The sequence below is a fragment of the Pseudomonas sp. GW821-FHT07F05 genome (assembly GCF_059418765.1).
Map to the genome: position 1 here is coordinate 44095 of NZ_JBWKQL010000018.1, position 18199 is coordinate 62293.

Here is an 18199-nt window from a genome sequence, read left to right on the forward strand (position 1 = left end):
GATGTGCCCCGCCGGGAGCGTCTTCCGTTGCGCCGGCGGGTTGAACGAATTACGGGGTCAAGACCAACGCCGGAAGATCAGCGACGTGTTGACCCCGCCGAACGCAAAATTGTTGTTCATCACAAACTCGTGACTCATGTGGCGGGGCTCGCCGCGCAGGTAGTCCAGTTCGCCGCAGCGACTGTCGACCTCGTCGAGGTTGAGCGTGTGGATGTAGCGGTCGCGGTTCATCATCTCGATGCTGAACCAGGATTCCAGCGCACCGCAGGCGCCGAGGGTGTGTCCCAAAAAGCTCTTCTGCGAACTGATCGGCATGCGCGAGCCGAACAGGCTTTGCGTGGCAAGCGTCTCGGCGATGTCGCCCTGTTCCGTCGCCGTGCCGTGGCCGTTGACGTAACCGATGGCCTCGGGCGGCAGGCCCGCGTCTTCCAGCGCCAGTTCCATGGCACGACGCATGGTCACTTGTTCAGGGCGGGTGGTGTGGACGCCGTCGGCATTGCTGCCGAAGCCGACCACCTCGGCGTGAATCTTCGCCCCACGCGCCAGCGCGTGTTCCAGCTCCTCGAGCACCAGCATGCCGCCGCCTTCGCCGATCACCAGGCCGTCACGCCCATTGTCGTAGGGACGCGGGCTGGTGTGGGGCGCATCGTTCTTCAGGCTGGTCGCGTACAGCGCGTCGAACACCATGGCTTCGGTGGGGCACAACTCTTCGGCGCCACCGGCCAGCATCAACGGCAGACGCCCGAACTTGATCGCTTCATAGGCATAGCCCACGCCCTGGCTGCCGCTGGTGCAGGCGCTGGAGGTCGGGATCAGGCGGCCGGTGAGGTTGAAGAAGATGCTGATATTCGCCGCCGTGGTGTGCGGCATCATGCGCACGTACGAGTTGGCATTGAGGCCTTCGGCGACGGAATTCAGCAACATGTTGCCGAACGCCTTGATCTCGTCGGTGCTGCCGGTGGACGAACCGCAGGCCACGCCCATGCGCCCGTCGCGAATGATCGGGTCGCCCAGCAAGCCCGCGTCACGCAGCGCCTGTTCTGCGGCGCCGACCGCCAATCGCGACACCCGGCCCATGCTGCGCAGCTGCTTGCGCGTCCAGTACGACGGCACCGCGAAATCATCTATCGGGCCGGCCAGACGGGTGTTGAGTTCGGTGAAGCGATCCCATTCGTCCATGCGCCGGATGCCGCTGCGATTGCCGCTGAAATTGGCCTCGATACTGGCCCAGTCGCTGCCCAGTGAGGTGATGCCGGCCATGCCGGTGACGACAACGCGTTTCATCAGCACAGGCCTCCATTGACGGCCAGCACCTGGCGCGTGATGTAGGAAGCTTCCGCCGACATCAGGAAATTCACGGCGCCGGCGACTTCTTCCGGCGTGCCCATGCGTTGCGCGGGAATCATCTTCATCAGTTCATCGACCGGCACGTTTTCGTCGAGCATGGCCGTGTCGATCAGCCCGGGCGCGACGCAGTTGACGGTGATCTTGCGTTTGCCCAGTTCTATTGCCAGCGCCTTGGCCGCGCCGATGACGCCCGCTTTCGATGCGCTGTAGTTGACCTGGCCACGATTGCCGATCAGCCCGGACACGGACGTGATGCAGACGATGCGCCCGGCAGCCCTGCGACGGATCATCGGCATGATCACCGGATGCAGCACGTTGTAGAAACCGTCGAGATTGGTGCGGATGACCATGTCCCAGTCGTCATCGGTGAGCGCCGGAAAAGCGCCGTCACGGGTCAGGCCGGCGTTGCAGACCACGCCGTAATAGGCACCATGGGTTTCGACGTCGGCTTCAAGGATGACCTTGCACGCAGCACGGTCGGCGACGTCGAATTGCAGCACGCGCGCCTGACGCCCGAGCGCCTCGACTTCACGCTGTACAGCGTCGGCTTCAGCGCGGCCACTGCGGCAGTGCAGCACGATGTCGTAGCCGGCCTGGGCCAGGCGCAGCGCAATGGCGCGCCCGATACCGCGGCTTGAGCCTGTGACCAGAATTGAGTCAGTCATTTACGGCTCCTTCGGCCAGATAGCTCGCCGATTGCGGCGGGCAATAAACATTGAGTCGGGCGCTGACCTGAATGCCGGCACCGCTCAGAGAGCACTCGAACACGCCCATACCGCTGTCATCCTGCAACGACCGCCGCGCATGGATGATCAGCTCGCTGCCGACCGGGAAGTGCTCGACATTGCATTCGAATTTGCGCGTGCCCAGCAGGAAACCCAGCTCGACCGGGTCACCCTTCACCCGTGCCTGACAGCCGGCAAACGCCGCAACGCTTTGGGCCATCAGCTCGACGCCGACCCAGGCCGGCATGCTCCCGTCGGGGCGATTGAACAGCCCGCCGGGTCGAACGATGACGCGGGTGTGAATCTGCTCTTCGTCGAAGGACAGCACTTCGTCGATGAGCACCATGTCGCCGGCGTGAGGCAGTAAATCAGCCGGCGGCCACGGGCATGAAGGTACAGCGGTCATGGGTGCTCCCCGATGATCAGGCTGACGTTGTTGCCACCGAAGGCAAATGAATTGCTCATCATCCGGCGTGGTGAATCACGCAGCTGGGTGTCGTTTGCCTTGACCCAGTTCAGCGCGGGCAGGCTTGTATCGGCTTCGCCATCCCACACATGAGGCGGCAGCTGATCCTCGTTATTTTCAGGGGCCAGCGCCAGCCAGCAGAACGCGGCTTCCAGTGCCCCGGCGGCGCCAAGGGTGTGGCCGCTCATGGGTTTGGTGGACGAGCACGCTACGCCGTGGGGGAATATGGCGCTGACCGCCAGACTTTCCATTGCGTCGTTGTGCTGGGTTGCGGTGCCGTGCAGGTTCACGTAGGCGATGTCGCTGGCGGTCAGTCTGGCGCTCGTCAGCGCCTTGCTCATGGCTTCTTGCGCGCCGTGCCCGGTGGGTTCGGGAGCGGAAATGTGGTGGGCGTCCGAACTGGCACCGGCGCCCAGCAAGGCGATGCGATGATCGTCCGCTGGCTCGCGCGTCATCAGAAACAGCACGGCCGCTTCGCCGATATTGATGCCGTTGCGATTGCGCGAGAACGGGTTGCAGCGCTCGTTCGATACCGCTTCAAGGGACGAGAAGCCGTTGATGGTCAGCTTGCACAGGCTGTCGACGCCGCCGCACAACACCGCGTCGCACAGGTTCATGTCGAGCAGCCGACGCGCGCTGAGCAGCGCGCGGGCGCTGGAGGTGCAGGCGGTGGAAATCACGTAGGCCGGGCCGCTGAGGTCCAGCCACGCCGCGAGGAAGTTGGCCGGAGCGCTGAGTTCCTGCTGGCGATAGTCGTAGCTGTCCGGAAAAGTCTGATCGGCCAGGTAACTGGCGATCCCGCGGCTCGCTTCGTCGATGCCCGACGTGCTGGTGCCCAGAATCACGCCGATGCGGCCGCGACCATAACGCGCGATCGCCTGCTGAATGTCAGGTTCGATCTGCAGGGCGGCGGCAAGCAACAGCTGGTTGTTGCGGCTGCTTTGCTGGCCGAGCGCCGCTGGGATCGTCGGCAACAGGCTTTTCACGCCGGCCACGGGCAGCGAGCGATCAGGTATCCAGCCGCTTTCCGTGCGCATGCATGAGGCGTCCCCGGCGAACAGCGTCCGGGCCACGCTCTGGCGGTCGTCGCCCAGTGCGCAGATCAGCCCCAGGGCATTGAGGTATGCCGTCATTGACTCGCCTTGCCTTCGAGCGGGCTGACGACGTATTTCAGTTCGCCGCTTTCCATGTTGATCTTGAAGACGCCCTCGGAGGCGTAATCGACGATCCAGCGATCATCCAGACTGCGGCCGTAGGGACGCAGCTCGACGCCAGGGTATTCAAAGCGCACTTCTTTCAGTGACGTCAGGGCAAACAGCACGGCCGCGAACAACTCGCGCGCTTCAGGATTGGGCGGCAGCAGACCATCGGCCTTCCAGCGATCTTCGCGAAGCTGCTGGCGCGCCACCGGAATACCGAGGGGGTCCATCAACGAGAACCGCAGGCCGTGGCGTTCCTTCTGGATCACCATCACCCAGTCCTGGCGCTGACCCGCCTGTTCGCGCTGCACGTGCAGCTGCACGGGGAATTTGATGTGGGGCGTTTGCGCAGGCAGCGGCGCGTGGCTGGCGCAGCCACTCACCAACAGGACGCAGAGCAACAGAAAGGCGCGAATCATAAGGCTTTACCTTCTAGGGTGGCCGAGAGAGGTTTGCGTGCGACGACATTGATCAGCGTCTCTTCACGTTCCCCAAAGGCCTTGGGTTTGACCAGTTTCAAACGTTCCAGCAGACCGAAATCTTTGGCCCGGCTCCACCAGAGATAGGGGTATGAAACGTTGTGCGCAGTGAAATGAAAACCTTCATCGCTCAGCATGTCCAGGTATTGCGCGGCGCTTTTCTGGACGTGCATCGGATGACGGAAGAGCCAGCGAATCACCCACGTGTCGATGTAGGCCTCGGTGGACTCGGCGAACAGCAGGTAACCGCCGGGCTTGAGCACCCGATAGAACTCGGCGAGGGATTTTTCCTGCTCGACCAGATGATGGAACGTCTGATGGCAGAAGACCATGTCGACACTCGCGTCCGCCAGTGGCAAGGCTGCGCAATCACTGCCGATCAGCTCAACGTTCAAACCGCGACGCTGGGCTTCTTCAGCGCTGAATTGCAGGCTGAGGGGGTCGGCGTCGATGCCTAAAATCTTCGCCGGATTGAACGCGCTATGCAGGTACTGAAACGACTTGCCCTGCCCGCAGCCGGCGTCCAGCACCACCGGGTTCTCTGGCAGGGGCTCACTGAACAGGCTGCGCAGGTCGTCGATGGCCACTCGCAAAACGCGGTGCTGCCACGTGTGACTGCGCAGAAACAGAAAGCCCAGGCGCGTTTCTTCAACGTAACTGTCGCTGAAATACTGGCCGCTCATGGGCGAGGGCTCGCACAGATTTCGGCGAGCATGCGCAGGCGCCGCTTGGGCTCGGCGACGAACGGGTTGCGCTCGTCCCACGCGTAACCGGCCAGGATCGAGCTGATCATGCGGCGTATGTCGGGGCGGCTGTCCGGATAGAAAATCACATCCTGAAAACTGCCCTCGTACCAGCCTTCGACGTAGGCGCGGAAGGTGTCCACACCGCGTTTCAGCGGCGCGGCGAACTCGCTTTCCCAGTCAACGCTTTCGCCTTGCAGCTGACGATGCAAAACACCGGCCGCCATGCTCGCCGAGCGCATGGCGATGGTGACGCCTGACGAAAACACCGGGTCGAGGAATTCCGCCGCGTTGCCGAGCAAGGCAAAGCCTTCGCCGTGCAGGGTTTTGACGTTGGCCGAATACCCGCCGATGCTGCGCGCCGGGGTGTCCCAGACAGCGTTTTGCAACACGCGGCTCAAGCTCGGGGTCTCGTCGATGAACGCGCGCAGGCAGGCGTCGAGGTCATCGGGCTTGCCCGCGAAACGCTCGGCAGACGCCACGACGCCGACCGAACAACGGCCGTTACTGAACGGAATCGACCAGAACCACACGTCCTTCACGGTTGGGTGAACCGTCACCAGAATCTTTTCGCGATCAAAGCGTGGGTCGTCGATGCGGTCTTCGACGTGGGTGAACACCGCCTGACGCAGAGGGAAGTTCGAGGGTGCTTCCAGGCCCAGCAAGCGTGGCAGCACGCGGCCATAACCACTGGCGTCGAGCACGAACGTCGCTTGCACGCGGTAGCCTGTGCCGTCTTCGCGCTGCACGTCGAGGGTCGGCTGCTCGCCGGAGAAGTCTGCGGCGGTGATGGTCTCCCGGTAGCGAACTTCAGCTCCCTGGCGCTCGGCTTCGTCGGCCAGCAGTTTGTCGAAGTCGGCGCGCTGCACCTGGAAGGTCGCGGGCTTGCCGTCGCTGAAAGTGTCGCCGAAGTCGAAGGCGCTGTACTGCTCACCGCAGGCGAAGGCCGCGCCGTTTTTCATCTGGAACCCGGCGGCATTGACCGCGTCCAGCATGCCCGCTTCTTCGACGAAATCCAGGCAATGGGACAGCAGGCTCTCGCCGATGGAGAAGCGCGGGAATTCCTGGCGCTCGATGATCAGCACATCGTGGCCCTGACGTTTGAGCAACGCAGCAGCGATGGCTCCGGCTGGACCGGCGCCGATCACGACCACCTGACGACATTCCATTTCAGCTATTGGCACAAGGTTTCCTTTTCGAGTGTTCGACGACATCGACGTCATGCAAATCAAGAGGGCGGTTCATGCCCAGGAGGGCTGGCAACAGGGTGGCGATCAGGCTCATGAGCATCAGCGCGAAATACAGCGACGGGCTGATCAGCCCCTGTTGCAACAGCAGGTTGAGAAAGACGATTTCGCTGAGGCCACGGATGTTAAGCAGCAGGGCTTCTTTCCAGAGCACGGCGCCCGCAAACGACGGCGCCGCCCAGCGCACGCCGATCCAGTTGCCCAGCAGTTTGCTGGCGATCGGCAGCACGAGCAGCCCCAGCAGAGTCAGCCAGCCCAGTTCGCCGATGGCGCTGTGAATATTGATCTGGGCGATGCCGAACGTGAGGATCAGCGGGATCGCCACGTAGTGCTGCAGCGCCTTGAACCAGGCGGCTTTCAGCGGCAGCGCAAAGGGTTGCTTGAGCGCGTTCATGTACAGCAGATAGCCGATGCCGACGATGAGCGCGTTGAGGCGGTAGTGCTCGGCGACCATCAGCAGCAGAAAGAAAACAGCCCCGTAAACCTGTGGCTGGCGAACCCGCAGCAGCCGTAACAGCAGCGGCACGCCGGCGAGCAGCAGCGGGATAATCAGACTGGTCAGGTGCAGGCTGCCCTGGGCCAGCCCGAACAGCCCCCAGCAGGCCAGATCGATGAGGATCGCGGTTTGCACCAGACGTCTCGTGGCGTGGGTTGGGTAGCCGATATGGTTGAGATAGAGATAGAGCACCGGAATGGCAGTGATGGCGAACACCAACCCCAACGCCAGGCTGCTCAGCCAGCTCAACGCCGGTAGAAGCCACACGGCACAGGCGACGCCACAGAGAAACGGGACGCAGAAGCTGGGCAGCGCGACTTTCAGGCTCTGCGGGTCCAGGCGCACATCGATCACGTCGCTGAGGATATGCCCGAGCACGACCGCGAAACTCACGCCGTACAGGGTTTTCAGCCAGACCGGCGCGACCAGTTGCGCGCCGGTGAGCTGCCACTGCGGTTCGACGAGGAACAGCATCAGCAGCGGGATGGCAAACGTCGCCAGCAGCAATTGGCTGACGATGGGGATCAGGTTCAGTCGGGCGCCGAGCCGGCTGGCCAGCGCAAACAGCCCGAGCACCATCGCCCAGAACGCGACGATTATCACGAGCGTTTCTCGTGCTGGTTGTTCGCGGCGCTCTCATCCTGACGCGCCGCATTCTCATGCTGACGCCCTGCCCAGGGTGCCAGAATGAAGCTGAAGGCCAGACCGAGGCTCACCGACAGCCCGAAATTGCTCACTGCCGGGGTGCTGGAGATCGCCAGCAGACCGAACGACAGCCACGTGGTCGCCGCCGCCAACAGCGTGCCCAGCAGGCTCACGGCCGCGCCGCCAATCTGCTCGCGCATGAGGATCGCGTAATCGACGCTGATCGCAGTGACCAGCAGCAGACCGAACAGGCTGAACAGCGTCAGCGGCTGACCCAGCCAGCCGAGGCTTGCCAGACTGCACACGGCCGCGAGCAGTGGCAGGGCGATCACCCTCAGTGCCCCGCGCAGACCGAATGGCAAAATCAACAGCAGAACGATCAGCACGCAGGACGCCAGCTTGAGTTCCGCGGCGCTGATCTGGGTGGCGGCGAACACCTTGTTCAGGTCGCCAAGGCGGTCCACCAACTGGACGCCCGGAAGGTCCTGCGCCTGCACGCGGAGCAGCGCCGCATCGTTCAGGCCCTGCAGGCTGACGATTCCGGCCACGCCTTGATCGTTGCTGCCCAGCCACAGCAGGCGCCAGGGTTCGCCCAAAGGTCCGGCCAGTACATCGTCAATGCCTTGGACGGGAAGGGTGCGCAGGTTCGCCAATTCATTATCAAGCACCTCCGGTGGCACACCCAGTGCGAGCAGCGGCTGCCAGTGCGCAGGCAGCGTGTCGAGGGCGGCGCGCGCAGCCTGTTGTTCGGCGGGCGTCGCCACCAATTGGTTGAGGGACAGATAGCCCTGCAGTTTGCCCTGGGTGGCCAGTTGATCGAGTCGCTGGCTCAGCGCGGTCTGACGTTCCAGTAATTGTTGCTGATCGGCGCCGCGCACCAGGAAGAACTGGCTGGTGGGTTGGTAGCCGGTGATGCGCGCCACGGAGCGCGCTTCGTCGGTCAGGCTTTGCGGCGCGGCGATCCATTGGCGGATGTCATTCTTGGTGGTCAATTGCAGCAGGCCGGCTGCGCAAAAAATGAGCAACGCCCCCAACAGCACCGGCGTGCCCACTCGAGTGAGCAGTTTGGCGCGTGCGTTCATCAAGGCTTCAGCGATCTTCAGCGGCCATTGCGCAGGCCGCAACTCGACACCGTTGAGCAGCGCCGGGAGCAGGCACACCGCCGTCAGATAAGCGCCGACCAGACCGGCCGCCGAGAACACGGCGATCTGGGTCAGGGCCGGGAAGGGTGTCCAGGCGAGGGCCAGATAGCCAATGCAACTGGTGGCCAGACTCAGGCTCAGGCCCGATAGCGTCAGGCGCAACGCCGGCCAGCTGCGCCAGGGTTTCAGGCTCCAGCTTTTGGAGAGGTAGTGCAGCGGATAGTCCACCGCCACGCCGATCAGGCTCGAGCCCAGCACCAGCGTCATAACGTGCATCTTGCCGAACAGCGCGACGCAGGCCGTGGCGCCGAACAGCATGCCGACCATTACCGGAATGAACGCCAGCAACACACGCCAGCGTTTGAACGCGAGCAACAGCAATAACAGAATGCCCAGCGTGGCACCGCCGCCGACCCAGGTAATTTCTCGCGTGGCCTGTTGCTGGCCGTGGGCGGCGTACAAGAGTCCGCTGGCCGCCAGCAATTGTGCATCGCTCGCGCTGGCCTGTTGGCGCGCTTCGTCCATCAGCGCGGAGACATGCAGCGGCAAGCGCATGTCGAACGCATCGGCGCGGGTGCGGGCGCGGAGCAGGACCCAGCTTTTGCCATCGGCCTTGGCGATCAGCGCGCCGCTGCCGATGTCCAGTTGCACCGAGCCGTGCATGGGCTGGCCGTTCTGGATGCGCCCCGTCATGCCGAGCCAATCCTCCTGGCTGGGCACCAGACTGAAACCGCCGAACGGATCGAACAGGCTTTGCACGCGCTGTTGAATAAAAGCTTCCGGATGCTCGATGAGTTCGGTACGGTCCTTGGGCGGCAGCATCGCCAGGCGACCGCGCAGCAGTTGTTCACGCAGGGCCGGAAGATCGGCCTGAACGTTCCACTGGACCTTTTCGAAGAGCCCGCTGGCCTGCCATTTCTCGCTCAGTTGCCGCGCCAGCTCGACGGCCTTTTCGGCATCGGCGTGACCCACCAGCACCAGCATCTCGCGGTTCATCGGCTCCTGAATGCGTTGTTCGGCGCGCAGCTCTAAGGCATCCGGCGTGCTGCCGGGGACCAGTTCCATGAGGTTGGCCGACAGCGGCGCGCCATGACGCCATTGCCAGCCGGCGAGTGCGAGCACGGCCAGCAAGGCAATCAGGAAAAGGCGCGGCAGCAGGCGTTCAATCGGCAAAGTCAGCGCGCTCCGAATCGCTCAGCGGTTGGGCGCTGGAGCTGTCGATCATCTTCAGCAGCGTGCTGTCGCCCTGGGTTTCAAGCAGCTCGATACGTTGCACCAGTGCGCCGCCATTGATGTTGATCTGGTTGAACACCTGTTTCAGCAACATCGAGCGCGGCACCAGGGTCAGTTGCCAGGCCTGGGCGTCGCCGCTCAACTGCACGTCGAAATCACGCTGCAGGCCGCTGCTGTCACCTTGTAAAACGGCGAGAAACAGCCGGTTCTGCTCGGCGCCTGCGCTTTTGCCCGGCAGCATCTGCCAGCTGCCATCGGCATCGCGGCGGGCGATGCCGGCGGCGGTGATGCGGTAATCCTGTTTCAGCGGCGTATCGAGCAGCCACAGCAGACCTGAATCTTTCGCCAGTACGAAGTCGCCCTTGCTGGTCAGCGGCTGGGGCAGGGCGCGCAGGTGTTTTTCCTGCACGAAGGCGCCATGAATGACGGCAGGTTTGGCCAGTTGATCGCTCAGTTGCTGCAGATCGAAGGCGTGGGCCAGCGAGGTCAGCGTGAGCAGCATCAAGCTGAGGAGGCCTTTAAAGGCACTCATTTCAAAGCCCTCTCGACCGCTTCCACAAACACCGTGGGGCAGGCCAGTTGCATTTCGCGGGTGTTAACGTCGACGGCCACTTGCACGGTGCTGGCGCGGGTCAGGCGCTCGCCGGTCGCGATGTCGGTGATCAGATAATCGATCTTCAAGCGGTTCTCCCACTCCACGAGACTGGCGCGCACGTTGATGCGCTGACCGAACACCGCGCCGCGCACATAGCGCAGTTGCAGATCGATCACCGGCCAGGCGTAACCCGAATCGAGCATGTGCGTGTAGTTGTGGCCGAGCTTGTCGAGGAGCGCGCAGCGCGCCACTTCCAGATACTTCACGTAGTGCCCGTGCCAGACGACGTGCATGGTGTCGACGTCGAAAAACGGCACCAGGATTTCGGTGTCTTCGTGGATCACGCCTTTGCTACGCATGCAGCCTCCAATGTTGTTCGGCGATGCGCTTCAGGCACAGCCGTAGTTCGCCTTCCAGCGCGCGGTCTTCGATCACCGGCGGGAAGTCCTCGCGCAGTTGTTCGTGCATGTCCGCAAGGGCCGGTGGAAGCGGGCGCGCATCGGCATCGCGGCTGCGCATCCAGACGCCCTGATTGGCGGCGATCAGCGTGGCGGCGGCGACCTGCTCGGTCAGCTCCAGCACGCGAATGGCGTCGCGGGCGGCGATGGTGCCCATGCTCACCTTGTCCTGGTTATGGCATTCGGTGGAGCGGGAAAACACGCTGGCCGGCATGGTGTTTTTCAGCGCTTCGGCGGTCCAGGCGCTGGTGCCGATCTGCACGGCCTTGAAGCCATGGTTGATCATCGCGCGGTCCGCCGGGGCGCCGGACAGGTTGCTCGGCAGGCCGTGGTTGTAACGCTCGTCCACCAGCAACGCGAGCTGGCGGTCCAGCAGGTCGGCGACGTTGGCGACGAGATTCTTCAGGCTGTCCATGGCGAAGGCGATGTGGCCGCCATAGAAGTGGCCGCCGTGGAGCACGCGTTCGGCTTCGGCGTCGATGATCGGGTTGTCATTGGCGCTGTTCAGTTCGATTTCGATGAAGCTGCGCAGCCAGTTCAGGCTGTCCGCCAGCACGCCGAGCACATGGGGAGCACAGCGCAGGGAGTAGCGGTCTTGCAGGCGATGCAGCGGGGCGGTCGGCGCGTCGATGGCCAGATCCTTGCGCAGCCAGGCGGCCACTTGCATCTGCCCCGGATGCGGTTTTGCAGCAAACAGACGCTCGTCGAAGTGCTCGGGATTACCTTGCAGCGCCACGACGTTCATCGCGGTAATGCGGGTTGCCAGTTGCAGCAGATAATCGGCACGGGCGAAAGCCAGGCACGCCAGGCCGGTCATGACTGCGGTGCCGTTCATCAAGGCCAGCGCTTCTTTAGGCCGCAGCACCAGCGGGTCCCAGCCCAGTTGACGATGCACATCGGCGGACTGCCGACGCTCGCCGTTGAACAGCACCTCGCGCTCGCCGGACAGTGTCGCCGCGACATACGAGAGCGGCGTCAGATCACCACTGGCGCCCACCGAGCCTTCTTCCGGAATCAGCGGCAGGATGTCGTGGTCAAGAAACGCCTGAAGCCGCTCAAGCAACTCGACCCGAACGCCGGACACGCCGTGGCACAGTGAGCGCAGACGTGCGGCCAGTACCGCGCGGGTGGCCTGGGCATCAAGCAACTTGCCGAGCCCGCAGCCATGAAAGGTGTACAGATGACGAGGCAGCGCTTCGACGTGTTGCAGCGGTACCGCCACCACGCACGAATCGCCGTAGCCGGTGGTCACGCCGTAGATCACGCCTTCCTTGTCCAGCAGCGAATCAAGAAACTGCGCGCCCTTGGCGATGCGCTGGCGGTAGGCAGTGTCGTTCTGCAACGCCGTCGGCCGCTGGCGGTTGGACAGCGCCAGTACGTCTTCGATGCGCAGGTGGCCTTCGCCGAAAATAATGGGCTCAGGTGCTTGGTTCGTCATCGGATTTCCAGAACGGGTAGAAGTTGAACCACTGCTGCGGCGCTTGCACGCAGTAGTGCGCCAGACGGTCGGCGTAGCGTTGGGTCCATTGGGTGATTACTTGCTGGCGATCGCTGCGCCGCCATTCGATGGCAGTGGCGAACGGTTCGAGGATCACCCGGTAGCCGGTCGCGCCCTTGAGGCAGAAAATCAGGTTGATCGGGCATTTCAGCAACCCGGCCAGCAGCCACGGGCCCTGGGGGAACGCCGCCTGATGGCCGAGAAAATCGACCCGTGCGTTGCGTCCGCCGTGCAGCGGAACCCGGTCACCGGCGATGGCCAGCCATTCGCCGCGATCCAGGCGCTGACTCAACTGCAGCATGATCGCCGGGTCCAGTTCGCTGACCTGAATCAGCCGCAGATTGGTCGCGCCGGCTTCGCCCAGCAGGCGGTTGAAACGCTCGGCATGCTTGGTGTGCACCAGCACGTTCATGGTGACTTTTTCGCCCAGTTCGGCCAGCGCCCGACAGACTTCAAGGTTGCCCAGGTGCGCGCCGACCAGCATCTGCCCGCGCTCGCCGCGCAACTGATCGCGCAAGTGCGCGTCGTCGATGATTTCAATCTGCTCCAGACCGAGCTTGCCGTTCCACACGTCCAGCTTGTCGAGCAGGGCGTCGGCGAAGGCCATGAACTGCCTGAACACGCGCCAGTGCGTGGGTCGCAGCTCCGGTTGCTGGGTCCAGTCGGCCAAGTGCTGTTGGTACTGCCAGGCGCTGCGGCGAGCGCGGCGGCCGAACAGGAAAAAGTACAGCACGATGCCGTGCAGGATCGGGCTGAGCACCCGACGCCCCAGGACTTTGACGCCCCAGGCCGTGAGCTTCATCAGCAGAAAGCTGCCGCGTTCTTCGTGCGCCGCCCAGTGCTGCTTTTGATCGGCGTCACTCATGGCAACCACCGCCGCCAGAGGATCAGCGGAAAGCGCCCGAGCATGCCGAAGAACAGCTTGGCGTGCATCTTCGAGATGAGGGCGTTGTCGTGAAACAGCCGAAAATGCGAGAGGCCGTCCTGGGGGTAGTGAACCTTGGTCGGCAGCCAGCGCATCGGCTGATTGCGCCACGAAAGGCGCACGAGGATTTCCGGGTCGAAGTCCATGCGCTTGCCCAGATTCACGGTGTCAATCAGGTGCAGCACCGGTTTGAGCGGGTAAACCCGAAAGCCGCACATGGAATCGGGAATCTGCAACGACAGGCTGTTGATCCAGACCCAGACGTGGGTCAGGTATCGCGCGTACAAGCGGCCTTTGGGCACGCTGGCGTCGTACTGCGGATAACCGCAGATCAGCGACGTCGGGTGCTCGCGGGAATGATCGAGAAACACCGCGATGTCGTTCAGATCGTGTTGGCCGTCGGCGTCGACTTGCAGGGCATGGCTGAAACCCAATTTCGACGCCTCGCGCAGGCCGGCCATGACCGCGCCGCCCTTGCCTTGATTGACCGGTAGCTTCACCAGAAAGACATTGGCCTGTTGGGCTAGGGATTCAAGCACGGCGGCGCAGGCCGGGCTGCTGGCGTCGTCGACCAGCACGCAGGGTAAGCCGGCGTGCAGCAACTCCTGAACGACAGCCGGTACGGCGAGTTCGTGGTTGTAAACCGGAATCACGGCGCAGGGGTTATGCATAAGCGACCTCTTCCTTGAATGTGCAGAGCTCATGCATCCGCGTTCACCAGTAAAATCCGCCCGCTGGAGCAGGCCGCTTCGCCATTGCGGTAGGCGAAATGCAGCTTGCTGCGCTCAGGGTCGAAACGCAGGGTCAGGCTGATGCGATCGCCGGGGCGCACCAGTTGTTGAAACTTCAGCACTTCCATGCCGGCAAACCGCGGCGGCAGGTCCATCAGACGCTGTGCCAGGTTCATCGCCCAATCGACCTGAACCACGCCGGGTAAAATCGGCGTGCCCGGGAAGTGGCCGGGGAAATGGGCGAGGTCCAAGGGGACGATCAACTCCAGTCGCAACTCATCGTCGCGCTGCTCCTGGGCGACCAGATCAGGGGCTTGAGTGCGCGGCGACACCAGCAGGGTCTCAATCAGCGCTTGTGGCAGTTTCCCTTGGGCGTTGAGGGGCAGATGGCCCAGCAGTCGCCAGCGACGGGGCAATGCCAGCGCCTCGCAGTGCGGCACCAGATGCTGACGCAGCGCCTGGGTCAGCGCGCGCCGCCCCTGATTGCGCAACGCGTGCACGCCGCTGGCGCTCAACACCACCAATGCGCCGAGCGACGCGCGGTTTTCCCGGACCACGCCGAGGCGTGCTTCGCTGACCCACTCATGGGTCGCGAGCGCTTGCTCCAGAAGCGGCAGGGAGATGCGCTTTTCTTCCAGTTTGACGATGCGGTCCAGTCGGCCCAGCAGCTCGAAACGACCGTCTTCCAGAAAGCGCACCGCGTCGGCTGTCTGTTCGACATGGTCGCTCGGCAGGTACGGCGACTCGATCCGCAGGGCGCCGTCGGCATCCTGGCTCAAGGTAACGTCGTCGAAAGCGCGCCATAGCGGATCGCCCTGGCGCCAGGCGATGCCGCCGGTTTCGGAGCTGCCGAGTATCTCGCTCGGCCACTGCCCGAGTCGCTGATGGAGGCTGGCTGCGGCGTGGGCCGGCAGCGCACCGCCGGAAGAGAACACCCGGCGCACGACGCTCAGGTGGCTCCAGTCGAGATTGTCGCCCATGCGCTTGAGCAGTGCAGGGCTCGCCACCCAGGCGAAGGATTCATGCTCGCGGCTGGCGCGTTGCAAGTCTTCGGGAAACGGCAGTTGCTGGCGCACAAAGCTGCGTCCGGCGCACAACGGCCACAACACCCGGAACAGCAGGCCATAAATGTGCTGCGCCGCCACGCTGCCGATGATGCAGGCATCGCCCAGTTCTGCGCCCCACAAGCGTTCGAGTGCACTGACTTCGTTGGCCAACTGGCGCAGGCGTTTCTCGATCAGCTTGGGCTCGCCGCTGGAGCCGGACGTGCACAGGCTCAAGCTGCACTGATCCAGATCGAGCGCGGCAGGGGGCAGCGGATCGGCGTTCAGTTGATCGAGGCGGGTGTCGTCCGGCAGATCCGTCAGCCACAGGTCGACATGACTGGCCCAGCGCTGTCTCGTCTGCGCCTGCAGATCGGACGGCAGCAGAACCGCCACGCCGGCGCGCCAGGCCGCAAACAGCGCGATGGCCAATTCAGCGGCGTCTTCGAGGTGGACCGCCAGGCGTGTCACGCCACGCTGCTGCAATGCCGCGGCGACACACAGCGCGCGTTCCTGCAACGCGGCATGGCTGAACGCCGGAGCATGGGCAACGACGCGCTGTGGATGAGCGTCAAGCAACAAGTGTTCGAGATCGATCCAGCTCATGCCCGACCCCGGACGCGCTGACGAATGATCCATTCACCCGCAAACAGAAGACCCATCAAACCGTAGGCAATGAGCCCTGTGTATAACGTCCACCAGCTCAGCGGCGCCCAAAGGGTCAGCGCGGCGGCGACAAGGCCATTGAACAGGAAAAACAGGCACCAGACGCGGGTGACCTGGAGGGTGTAGCGAACCACAACGGGCGGCAGGTCGGGTTCCGTCAGGCGTGCCATTCGCTCGATCAGCGGCATGCCGCGCATCAGGCTCAGGCCGAATAGGGTCAGCATGAAACCGCTGATCAGCACGGGGTACCAGCGTAGCAATTGCGGGCTGTTGAACAGCCCGAGCAGCAGGCAAAAGCCCATCGCCGTCAGCGCCATCGACACGCCGCCCGGACGTCGCTCGCTGGTCAGCGCACGCACCGCCCACAGCGCGCCGAGCAGCAGCGCGAATTGCCAGGGGGCGAAGTGGCCCATGCCGAAGTAGACGGCAAACGGATACAGCACGCCTGCAAGCAGCAGGACCAGGCCAATCAGTCGACTCATGCGGCGCTGTGGACCAGGCGATAGACCGCGTCGACGACATCGCCCACGGTGCGCACTGACTTGAATTCTTCGGCGGCGATCTTCTTGCCGGTCTTGCGCTTGATGTGGTCGATCAGGTCCACGGCATCAATGCTGTCGATTTCCAGGTCCTGATACAGGTTGGCTTCGAGGGTAACGCGCTCGGGTTCGAGCTCGAACAGCTCAACCATCGACGAGCGCAGGGTGTCGAAGATGTCTTCACGGGATTGCATGTTCTGTCCTCAGGCCACTTGGCGCGCGCTGACGAATGCCGCGAGGCTGTCGACGCTGGTGAAGTGATTGCGAGTGTCTTTGGCGTCGGCGTCGATCTTGATGCCGTAGCGTTTCTGGATGGCCAGGCCCAACTCCAGCGCGTCGACCGAATCCAGTCCCAGGCCTTCACCGAACAGCGTCTGGTCGTTGCCGATGTCGTGGGTGCTGATGTCTTCGAGGCCCAGGGCATCGATGATCAGCTGTTTAATGTCCTGGTGCAGATCGCTCATCTGTGGCGAGCTCCTTGGTGAAGTGTTGATGCAGATAGTCGTTGAGCTTGCGCGACGCCACAGGGGCCGGGCCAAGCGCGGCGAATGCCGCTGGATCGATATCGTTGCCCACGCGCAGGTGAAAATGCGGGCGGCGCAGGGGAATGCGGTACCACGGCTCGGCCTTGGTCAGCGTGGTCGGCGACACGTGGATGGTCACCGGCGTAATGACGTGGGCGCCACGCAGGGCAATGGCCGCAGCGCCGCGATGGAAGGCGGGCGCATGGCCTGGCTGGGTCCGCGTGCCCTCAGGGAAGATGATCAGGGTTTGCCCGGTCCGCAGCAGATGCGCGGCTTGCTCCAGCATGTCGGCGCTGCCGTCGTTGCTGACGTAGCCGGTGGCCCTGACCGGGCTTCGGGTGAATACGTTTTGCCACAGGCTCTGCTTGACCACGCAATTGGCGTCACGCACCAGCCCGATGAGAAACACCACGTCGATCAGCGACGGATGGTTGGCAATGATCATCTGCCCCGGGCGGCCCAGACGCTCGGCGCCCTGGATTTCGTAGGTCAGCACCCCAGCGTTGCTCATGATGCGGATAAATGCCCAGAACAGGCGGCTGATGGTCCGCCGGGCGCGGCGTTGATGGCTGCAGGTATCGCCGGGCAGCAGCGCCAGCAGGGGAAAGACGAACACACGCAGGCACAGCCCGCCCACACCGAACAGGGCAAAGCTCAGGGCCGTGGCCAGCAGGCGCCAGTAATAGGCGTCGCGGCTTTTGCTCAGCGGTTGTGTTGCCAATTCCATAGCCGATTTTTCCAGGGATGTTGCAGAGCGCTCTGTTGTGTCGACAGCGCACGTAAAAGGTTGAGCGCGTGGGGCCATTGGCTGCGCTCGGAATCCGTCTCGATCGGTTCGCGGGTCGTCAGCGAAAGCTGCCACTCATCCCCCGGCGTCAGCAGCAGGCCGAGCGCATAGGGAAACGGCACATCGTCGATCCACGGCGCGTACGCGGCAGGCGGCTGCTCTTCGGTGATCACCAGCAATACCGCCGGCGCACCTTCTTCAAGCAGGGAGGCCGCCTCGATGACGCCATGTTCAAGCCCGTCGCCCGCACAGGCCAGGGCCGTCATCTCGCTGGTCTCGCCGCGCAGGATCGACCACAGGCCAATAACGGCGTTGTGCACGGACAGGCTGAACTGGGTGGGCGACAGCGGCTCGTCTTTGGCCAGATCGCTGAGGATGTCGAAGGTCCGGGGCGTTTCGCCGTGGCGCGACACGAACACCAGCGGCAATCGCTCCAGACCCTCCGCCAGCGGCCAGCCTACGCCGAAGGCCATGCGGGCCAGACGGCTCAACCGGCGGCGCTGCATGGCCGGCAAAAATGAAACGTCCGGCGCTGCGTCCGTCGGGGCGGGGATCACGGGTTCGTGGCTCCATTGGCGCCACTCTTCGACCGACGTCAGCCCCGGCGCCCACGCGCGCCACTGTGCAATGTTGAACTTGATCACAAAATTATCCTGCCCTGACACGGGCATACTTCCGGGCTTCGAGTCTCCGAAGTGGCACCAACCATGG

20 protein-coding genes are annotated in these 18199 nt (G+C 63.6%); all 20 read right to left on the minus strand.

Annotation, left to right across the window (positions count from 1 at the left end):
* Nucleotides 1-57 precede the first annotated feature (57 nt).
* The 20 genes from AC07RO_RS24950 to AC07RO_RS25045 are packed head-to-tail and all read right to left on the minus strand — an operon-like array spanning nt 58 to nt 18159.
* Nucleotides 58-1284 (minus strand): beta-ketoacyl-ACP synthase, encoded by a 1227-nt coding sequence (locus tag AC07RO_RS24950; RefSeq protein WP_282368744.1) that lies wholly within the window; start codon nt 1282-1284, stop codon nt 58-60.
* On the minus strand, nt 1284-2012 hold the full coding sequence (fabG, locus tag AC07RO_RS24955; protein WP_495087327.1) for a 3-oxoacyl-ACP reductase FabG: 729 nt from the start codon (nt 2010-2012) through the stop codon (nt 1284-1286). The genes AC07RO_RS24950 and fabG overlap by 1 nt, the downstream gene beginning before the upstream one ends.
* Nucleotides 2005-2478: a hotdog family protein gene (locus tag AC07RO_RS24960; protein ID WP_423570972.1), complete on the minus strand. Its 474-nt coding sequence runs from the start codon at nt 2476-2478 to the stop codon at nt 2005-2007. The genes fabG and AC07RO_RS24960 overlap by 8 nt, the downstream gene beginning before the upstream one ends.
* Nucleotides 2475-3671, minus strand: a complete 1197-nt coding sequence (locus AC07RO_RS24965) for a beta-ketoacyl-[acyl-carrier-protein] synthase family protein (RefSeq protein ID WP_495087328.1) — start codon at nt 3669-3671, stop codon at nt 2475-2477. The genes AC07RO_RS24960 and AC07RO_RS24965 overlap by 4 nt, the downstream gene beginning before the upstream one ends.
* Nucleotides 3668-4156 carry a DUF3261 domain-containing protein gene (locus tag AC07RO_RS24970; RefSeq protein ID WP_495087329.1) on the minus strand — a complete coding sequence of 163 codons (489 nt, stop codon included), beginning with the start codon at nt 4154-4156 and terminating at the stop codon, nt 3668-3670. The genes AC07RO_RS24965 and AC07RO_RS24970 overlap by 4 nt, the downstream gene beginning before the upstream one ends.
* Entirely contained in the window at nt 4153-4899 is a 747-nt protein-coding gene (locus tag AC07RO_RS24975; protein ID WP_346626905.1) for a class I SAM-dependent methyltransferase, read from the minus strand. Before AC07RO_RS24975 ends, AC07RO_RS24970 begins: the two co-directional genes overlap by 4 nt.
* On the minus strand, nt 4896-6143 hold the full coding sequence (locus tag AC07RO_RS24980; protein WP_495087330.1) for an NAD(P)/FAD-dependent oxidoreductase: 1248 nt from the start codon (nt 6141-6143) through the stop codon (nt 4896-4898). Before AC07RO_RS24980 ends, AC07RO_RS24975 begins: the two co-directional genes overlap by 4 nt.
* A complete protein-coding gene (locus AC07RO_RS24985; RefSeq protein ID WP_495087331.1) occupies nt 6130-7305 on the minus strand; it encodes a cation:proton antiporter in 1176 nt (391 codons plus the stop codon). Before AC07RO_RS24985 ends, AC07RO_RS24980 begins: the two co-directional genes overlap by 14 nt.
* Nucleotides 7302-9662, minus strand: a complete 2361-nt coding sequence (locus AC07RO_RS24990) for an MMPL family transporter (RefSeq protein WP_495087332.1) — start codon at nt 9660-9662, stop codon at nt 7302-7304. Before AC07RO_RS24990 ends, AC07RO_RS24985 begins: the two co-directional genes overlap by 4 nt.
* Nucleotides 9652-10254, minus strand: coding sequence for an outer membrane lipoprotein carrier protein LolA (locus AC07RO_RS24995; RefSeq protein ID WP_192171191.1), 603 nt, complete (start codon nt 10252-10254; stop codon nt 9652-9654). The genes AC07RO_RS24990 and AC07RO_RS24995 overlap by 11 nt, the downstream gene beginning before the upstream one ends.
* Nucleotides 10251-10676 carry an acyl-CoA thioesterase gene (locus AC07RO_RS25000; RefSeq protein ID WP_485619655.1) on the minus strand — a complete coding sequence of 142 codons (426 nt, stop codon included), beginning with the start codon at nt 10674-10676 and terminating at the stop codon, nt 10251-10253. The genes AC07RO_RS24995 and AC07RO_RS25000 overlap by 4 nt, the downstream gene beginning before the upstream one ends.
* A complete protein-coding gene (locus AC07RO_RS25005; RefSeq protein ID WP_495087333.1) occupies nt 10669-12213 on the minus strand; it encodes an HAL/PAL/TAL family ammonia-lyase in 1545 nt (514 codons plus the stop codon). The genes AC07RO_RS25000 and AC07RO_RS25005 overlap by 8 nt, the downstream gene beginning before the upstream one ends.
* Nucleotides 12194-13138, minus strand: a complete 945-nt coding sequence (locus AC07RO_RS25010) for a lysophospholipid acyltransferase family protein (protein WP_495087334.1) — start codon at nt 13136-13138, stop codon at nt 12194-12196. Before AC07RO_RS25010 ends, AC07RO_RS25005 begins: the two co-directional genes overlap by 20 nt.
* Complete coding sequence (locus AC07RO_RS25015) at nt 13135-13869, minus strand: glycosyltransferase family 2 protein (protein WP_192171187.1); 735 nt, start codon at nt 13867-13869, stop codon at nt 13135-13137. The genes AC07RO_RS25010 and AC07RO_RS25015 overlap by 4 nt, the downstream gene beginning before the upstream one ends.
* Before the next feature lie 29 nt (nt 13870-13898).
* Nucleotides 13899-15578 carry an ApeI family dehydratase gene (locus tag AC07RO_RS25020; RefSeq protein ID WP_495087335.1) on the minus strand — a complete coding sequence of 560 codons (1680 nt, stop codon included), beginning with the start codon at nt 15576-15578 and terminating at the stop codon, nt 13899-13901.
* On the minus strand, nt 15575-16120 hold the full coding sequence (locus AC07RO_RS25025) for a COG4648 family protein (RefSeq protein WP_423570956.1): 546 nt from the start codon (nt 16118-16120) through the stop codon (nt 15575-15577). Before AC07RO_RS25025 ends, AC07RO_RS25020 begins: the two co-directional genes overlap by 4 nt.
* The gene (locus AC07RO_RS25030; RefSeq protein WP_192171184.1) at nt 16117-16371 is read right to left on the minus strand and encodes an acyl carrier protein; all 255 of its coding nucleotides are present in this window, start codon (nt 16369-16371) and stop codon (nt 16117-16119) included. Before AC07RO_RS25030 ends, AC07RO_RS25025 begins: the two co-directional genes overlap by 4 nt.
* Nucleotides 16372-16380: 9 nt before the next feature.
* A complete protein-coding gene (locus tag AC07RO_RS25035; protein WP_192171183.1) occupies nt 16381-16641 on the minus strand; it encodes a phosphopantetheine-binding protein in 261 nt (86 codons plus the stop codon).
* Entirely contained in the window at nt 16616-17428 is an 813-nt protein-coding gene (locus tag AC07RO_RS25040; RefSeq protein ID WP_423570954.1) for a lysophospholipid acyltransferase family protein, read from the minus strand. Before AC07RO_RS25040 ends, AC07RO_RS25035 begins: the two co-directional genes overlap by 26 nt.
* Complete coding sequence (locus AC07RO_RS25045) at nt 17404-18159, minus strand: beta-ketoacyl synthase chain length factor (protein ID WP_192171181.1); 756 nt, start codon at nt 18157-18159, stop codon at nt 17404-17406. Before AC07RO_RS25045 ends, AC07RO_RS25040 begins: the two co-directional genes overlap by 25 nt.
* Nucleotides 18160-18199 lie beyond the last annotated feature (40 nt).

Bases quoted from the DNA above. Each gene is read 5' to 3' on its own strand.
- AC07RO_RS24970 (WP_495087329.1), bottom strand. From the start codon at position 4,156: ATGATTCGCGCCTTTCTGTTGCTCTGCGTCCTGTTGGTGAGTGGCTGC.
- fabG (WP_495087327.1), bottom strand. From the start codon at position 2,012: ATGACTGACTCAATTCTGGTCACAGGCTCAAGCCGCGGTATCGGGCGC.
- AC07RO_RS24995 (WP_192171191.1), bottom strand. From the start codon at position 10,254: ATGAGTGCCTTTAAAGGCCTCCTCAGCTTGATGCTGCTCACGCTGACC.
- AC07RO_RS25040 (WP_423570954.1), bottom strand. From the start codon at position 17,428: ATGGAATTGGCAACACAACCGCTGAGCAAAAGCCGCGACGCCTATTAC.
- AC07RO_RS24965 (WP_495087328.1), bottom strand. From the start codon at position 3,671: ATGACGGCATACCTCAATGCCCTGGGGCTGATCTGCGCACTGGGCGAC.
- AC07RO_RS25030 (WP_192171184.1), bottom strand. From the start codon at position 16,371: ATGCAATCCCGTGAAGACATCTTCGACACCCTGCGCTCGTCGATGGTT.
- AC07RO_RS25010 (WP_495087334.1), bottom strand. From the start codon at position 13,138: ATGAGTGACGCCGATCAAAAGCAGCACTGGGCGGCGCACGAAGAACGC.
- AC07RO_RS24950 (WP_282368744.1), bottom strand. From the start codon at position 1,284: ATGAAACGCGTTGTCGTCACCGGCATGGCCGGCATCACCTCACTGGGC.
- AC07RO_RS25035 (WP_192171183.1), bottom strand. From the start codon at position 16,641: ATGAGCGATCTGCACCAGGACATTAAACAGCTGATCATCGATGCCCTG.
- AC07RO_RS25020 (WP_495087335.1), bottom strand. From the start codon at position 15,578: ATGAGCTGGATCGATCTCGAACACTTGTTGCTTGACGCTCATCCACAG.
- AC07RO_RS24960 (WP_423570972.1), bottom strand. From the start codon at position 2,478: ATGACCGCTGTACCTTCATGCCCGTGGCCGCCGGCTGATTTACTGCCT.
- AC07RO_RS25025 (WP_423570956.1), bottom strand. From the start codon at position 16,120: ATGAGTCGACTGATTGGCCTGGTCCTGCTGCTTGCAGGCGTGCTGTAT.
- AC07RO_RS24975 (WP_346626905.1), bottom strand. From the start codon at position 4,899: ATGAGCGGCCAGTATTTCAGCGACAGTTACGTTGAAGAAACGCGCCTG.
- AC07RO_RS25000 (WP_485619655.1), bottom strand. From the start codon at position 10,676: ATGCGTAGCAAAGGCGTGATCCACGAAGACACCGAAATCCTGGTGCCG.
- AC07RO_RS25005 (WP_495087333.1), bottom strand. From the start codon at position 12,213: ATGACGAACCAAGCACCTGAGCCCATTATTTTCGGCGAAGGCCACCTG.
- AC07RO_RS25015 (WP_192171187.1), bottom strand. From the start codon at position 13,869: ATGCATAACCCCTGCGCCGTGATTCCGGTTTACAACCACGAACTCGCC.
- AC07RO_RS25045 (WP_192171181.1), bottom strand. From the start codon at position 18,159: ATGCCCGTGTCAGGGCAGGATAATTTTGTGATCAAGTTCAACATTGCA.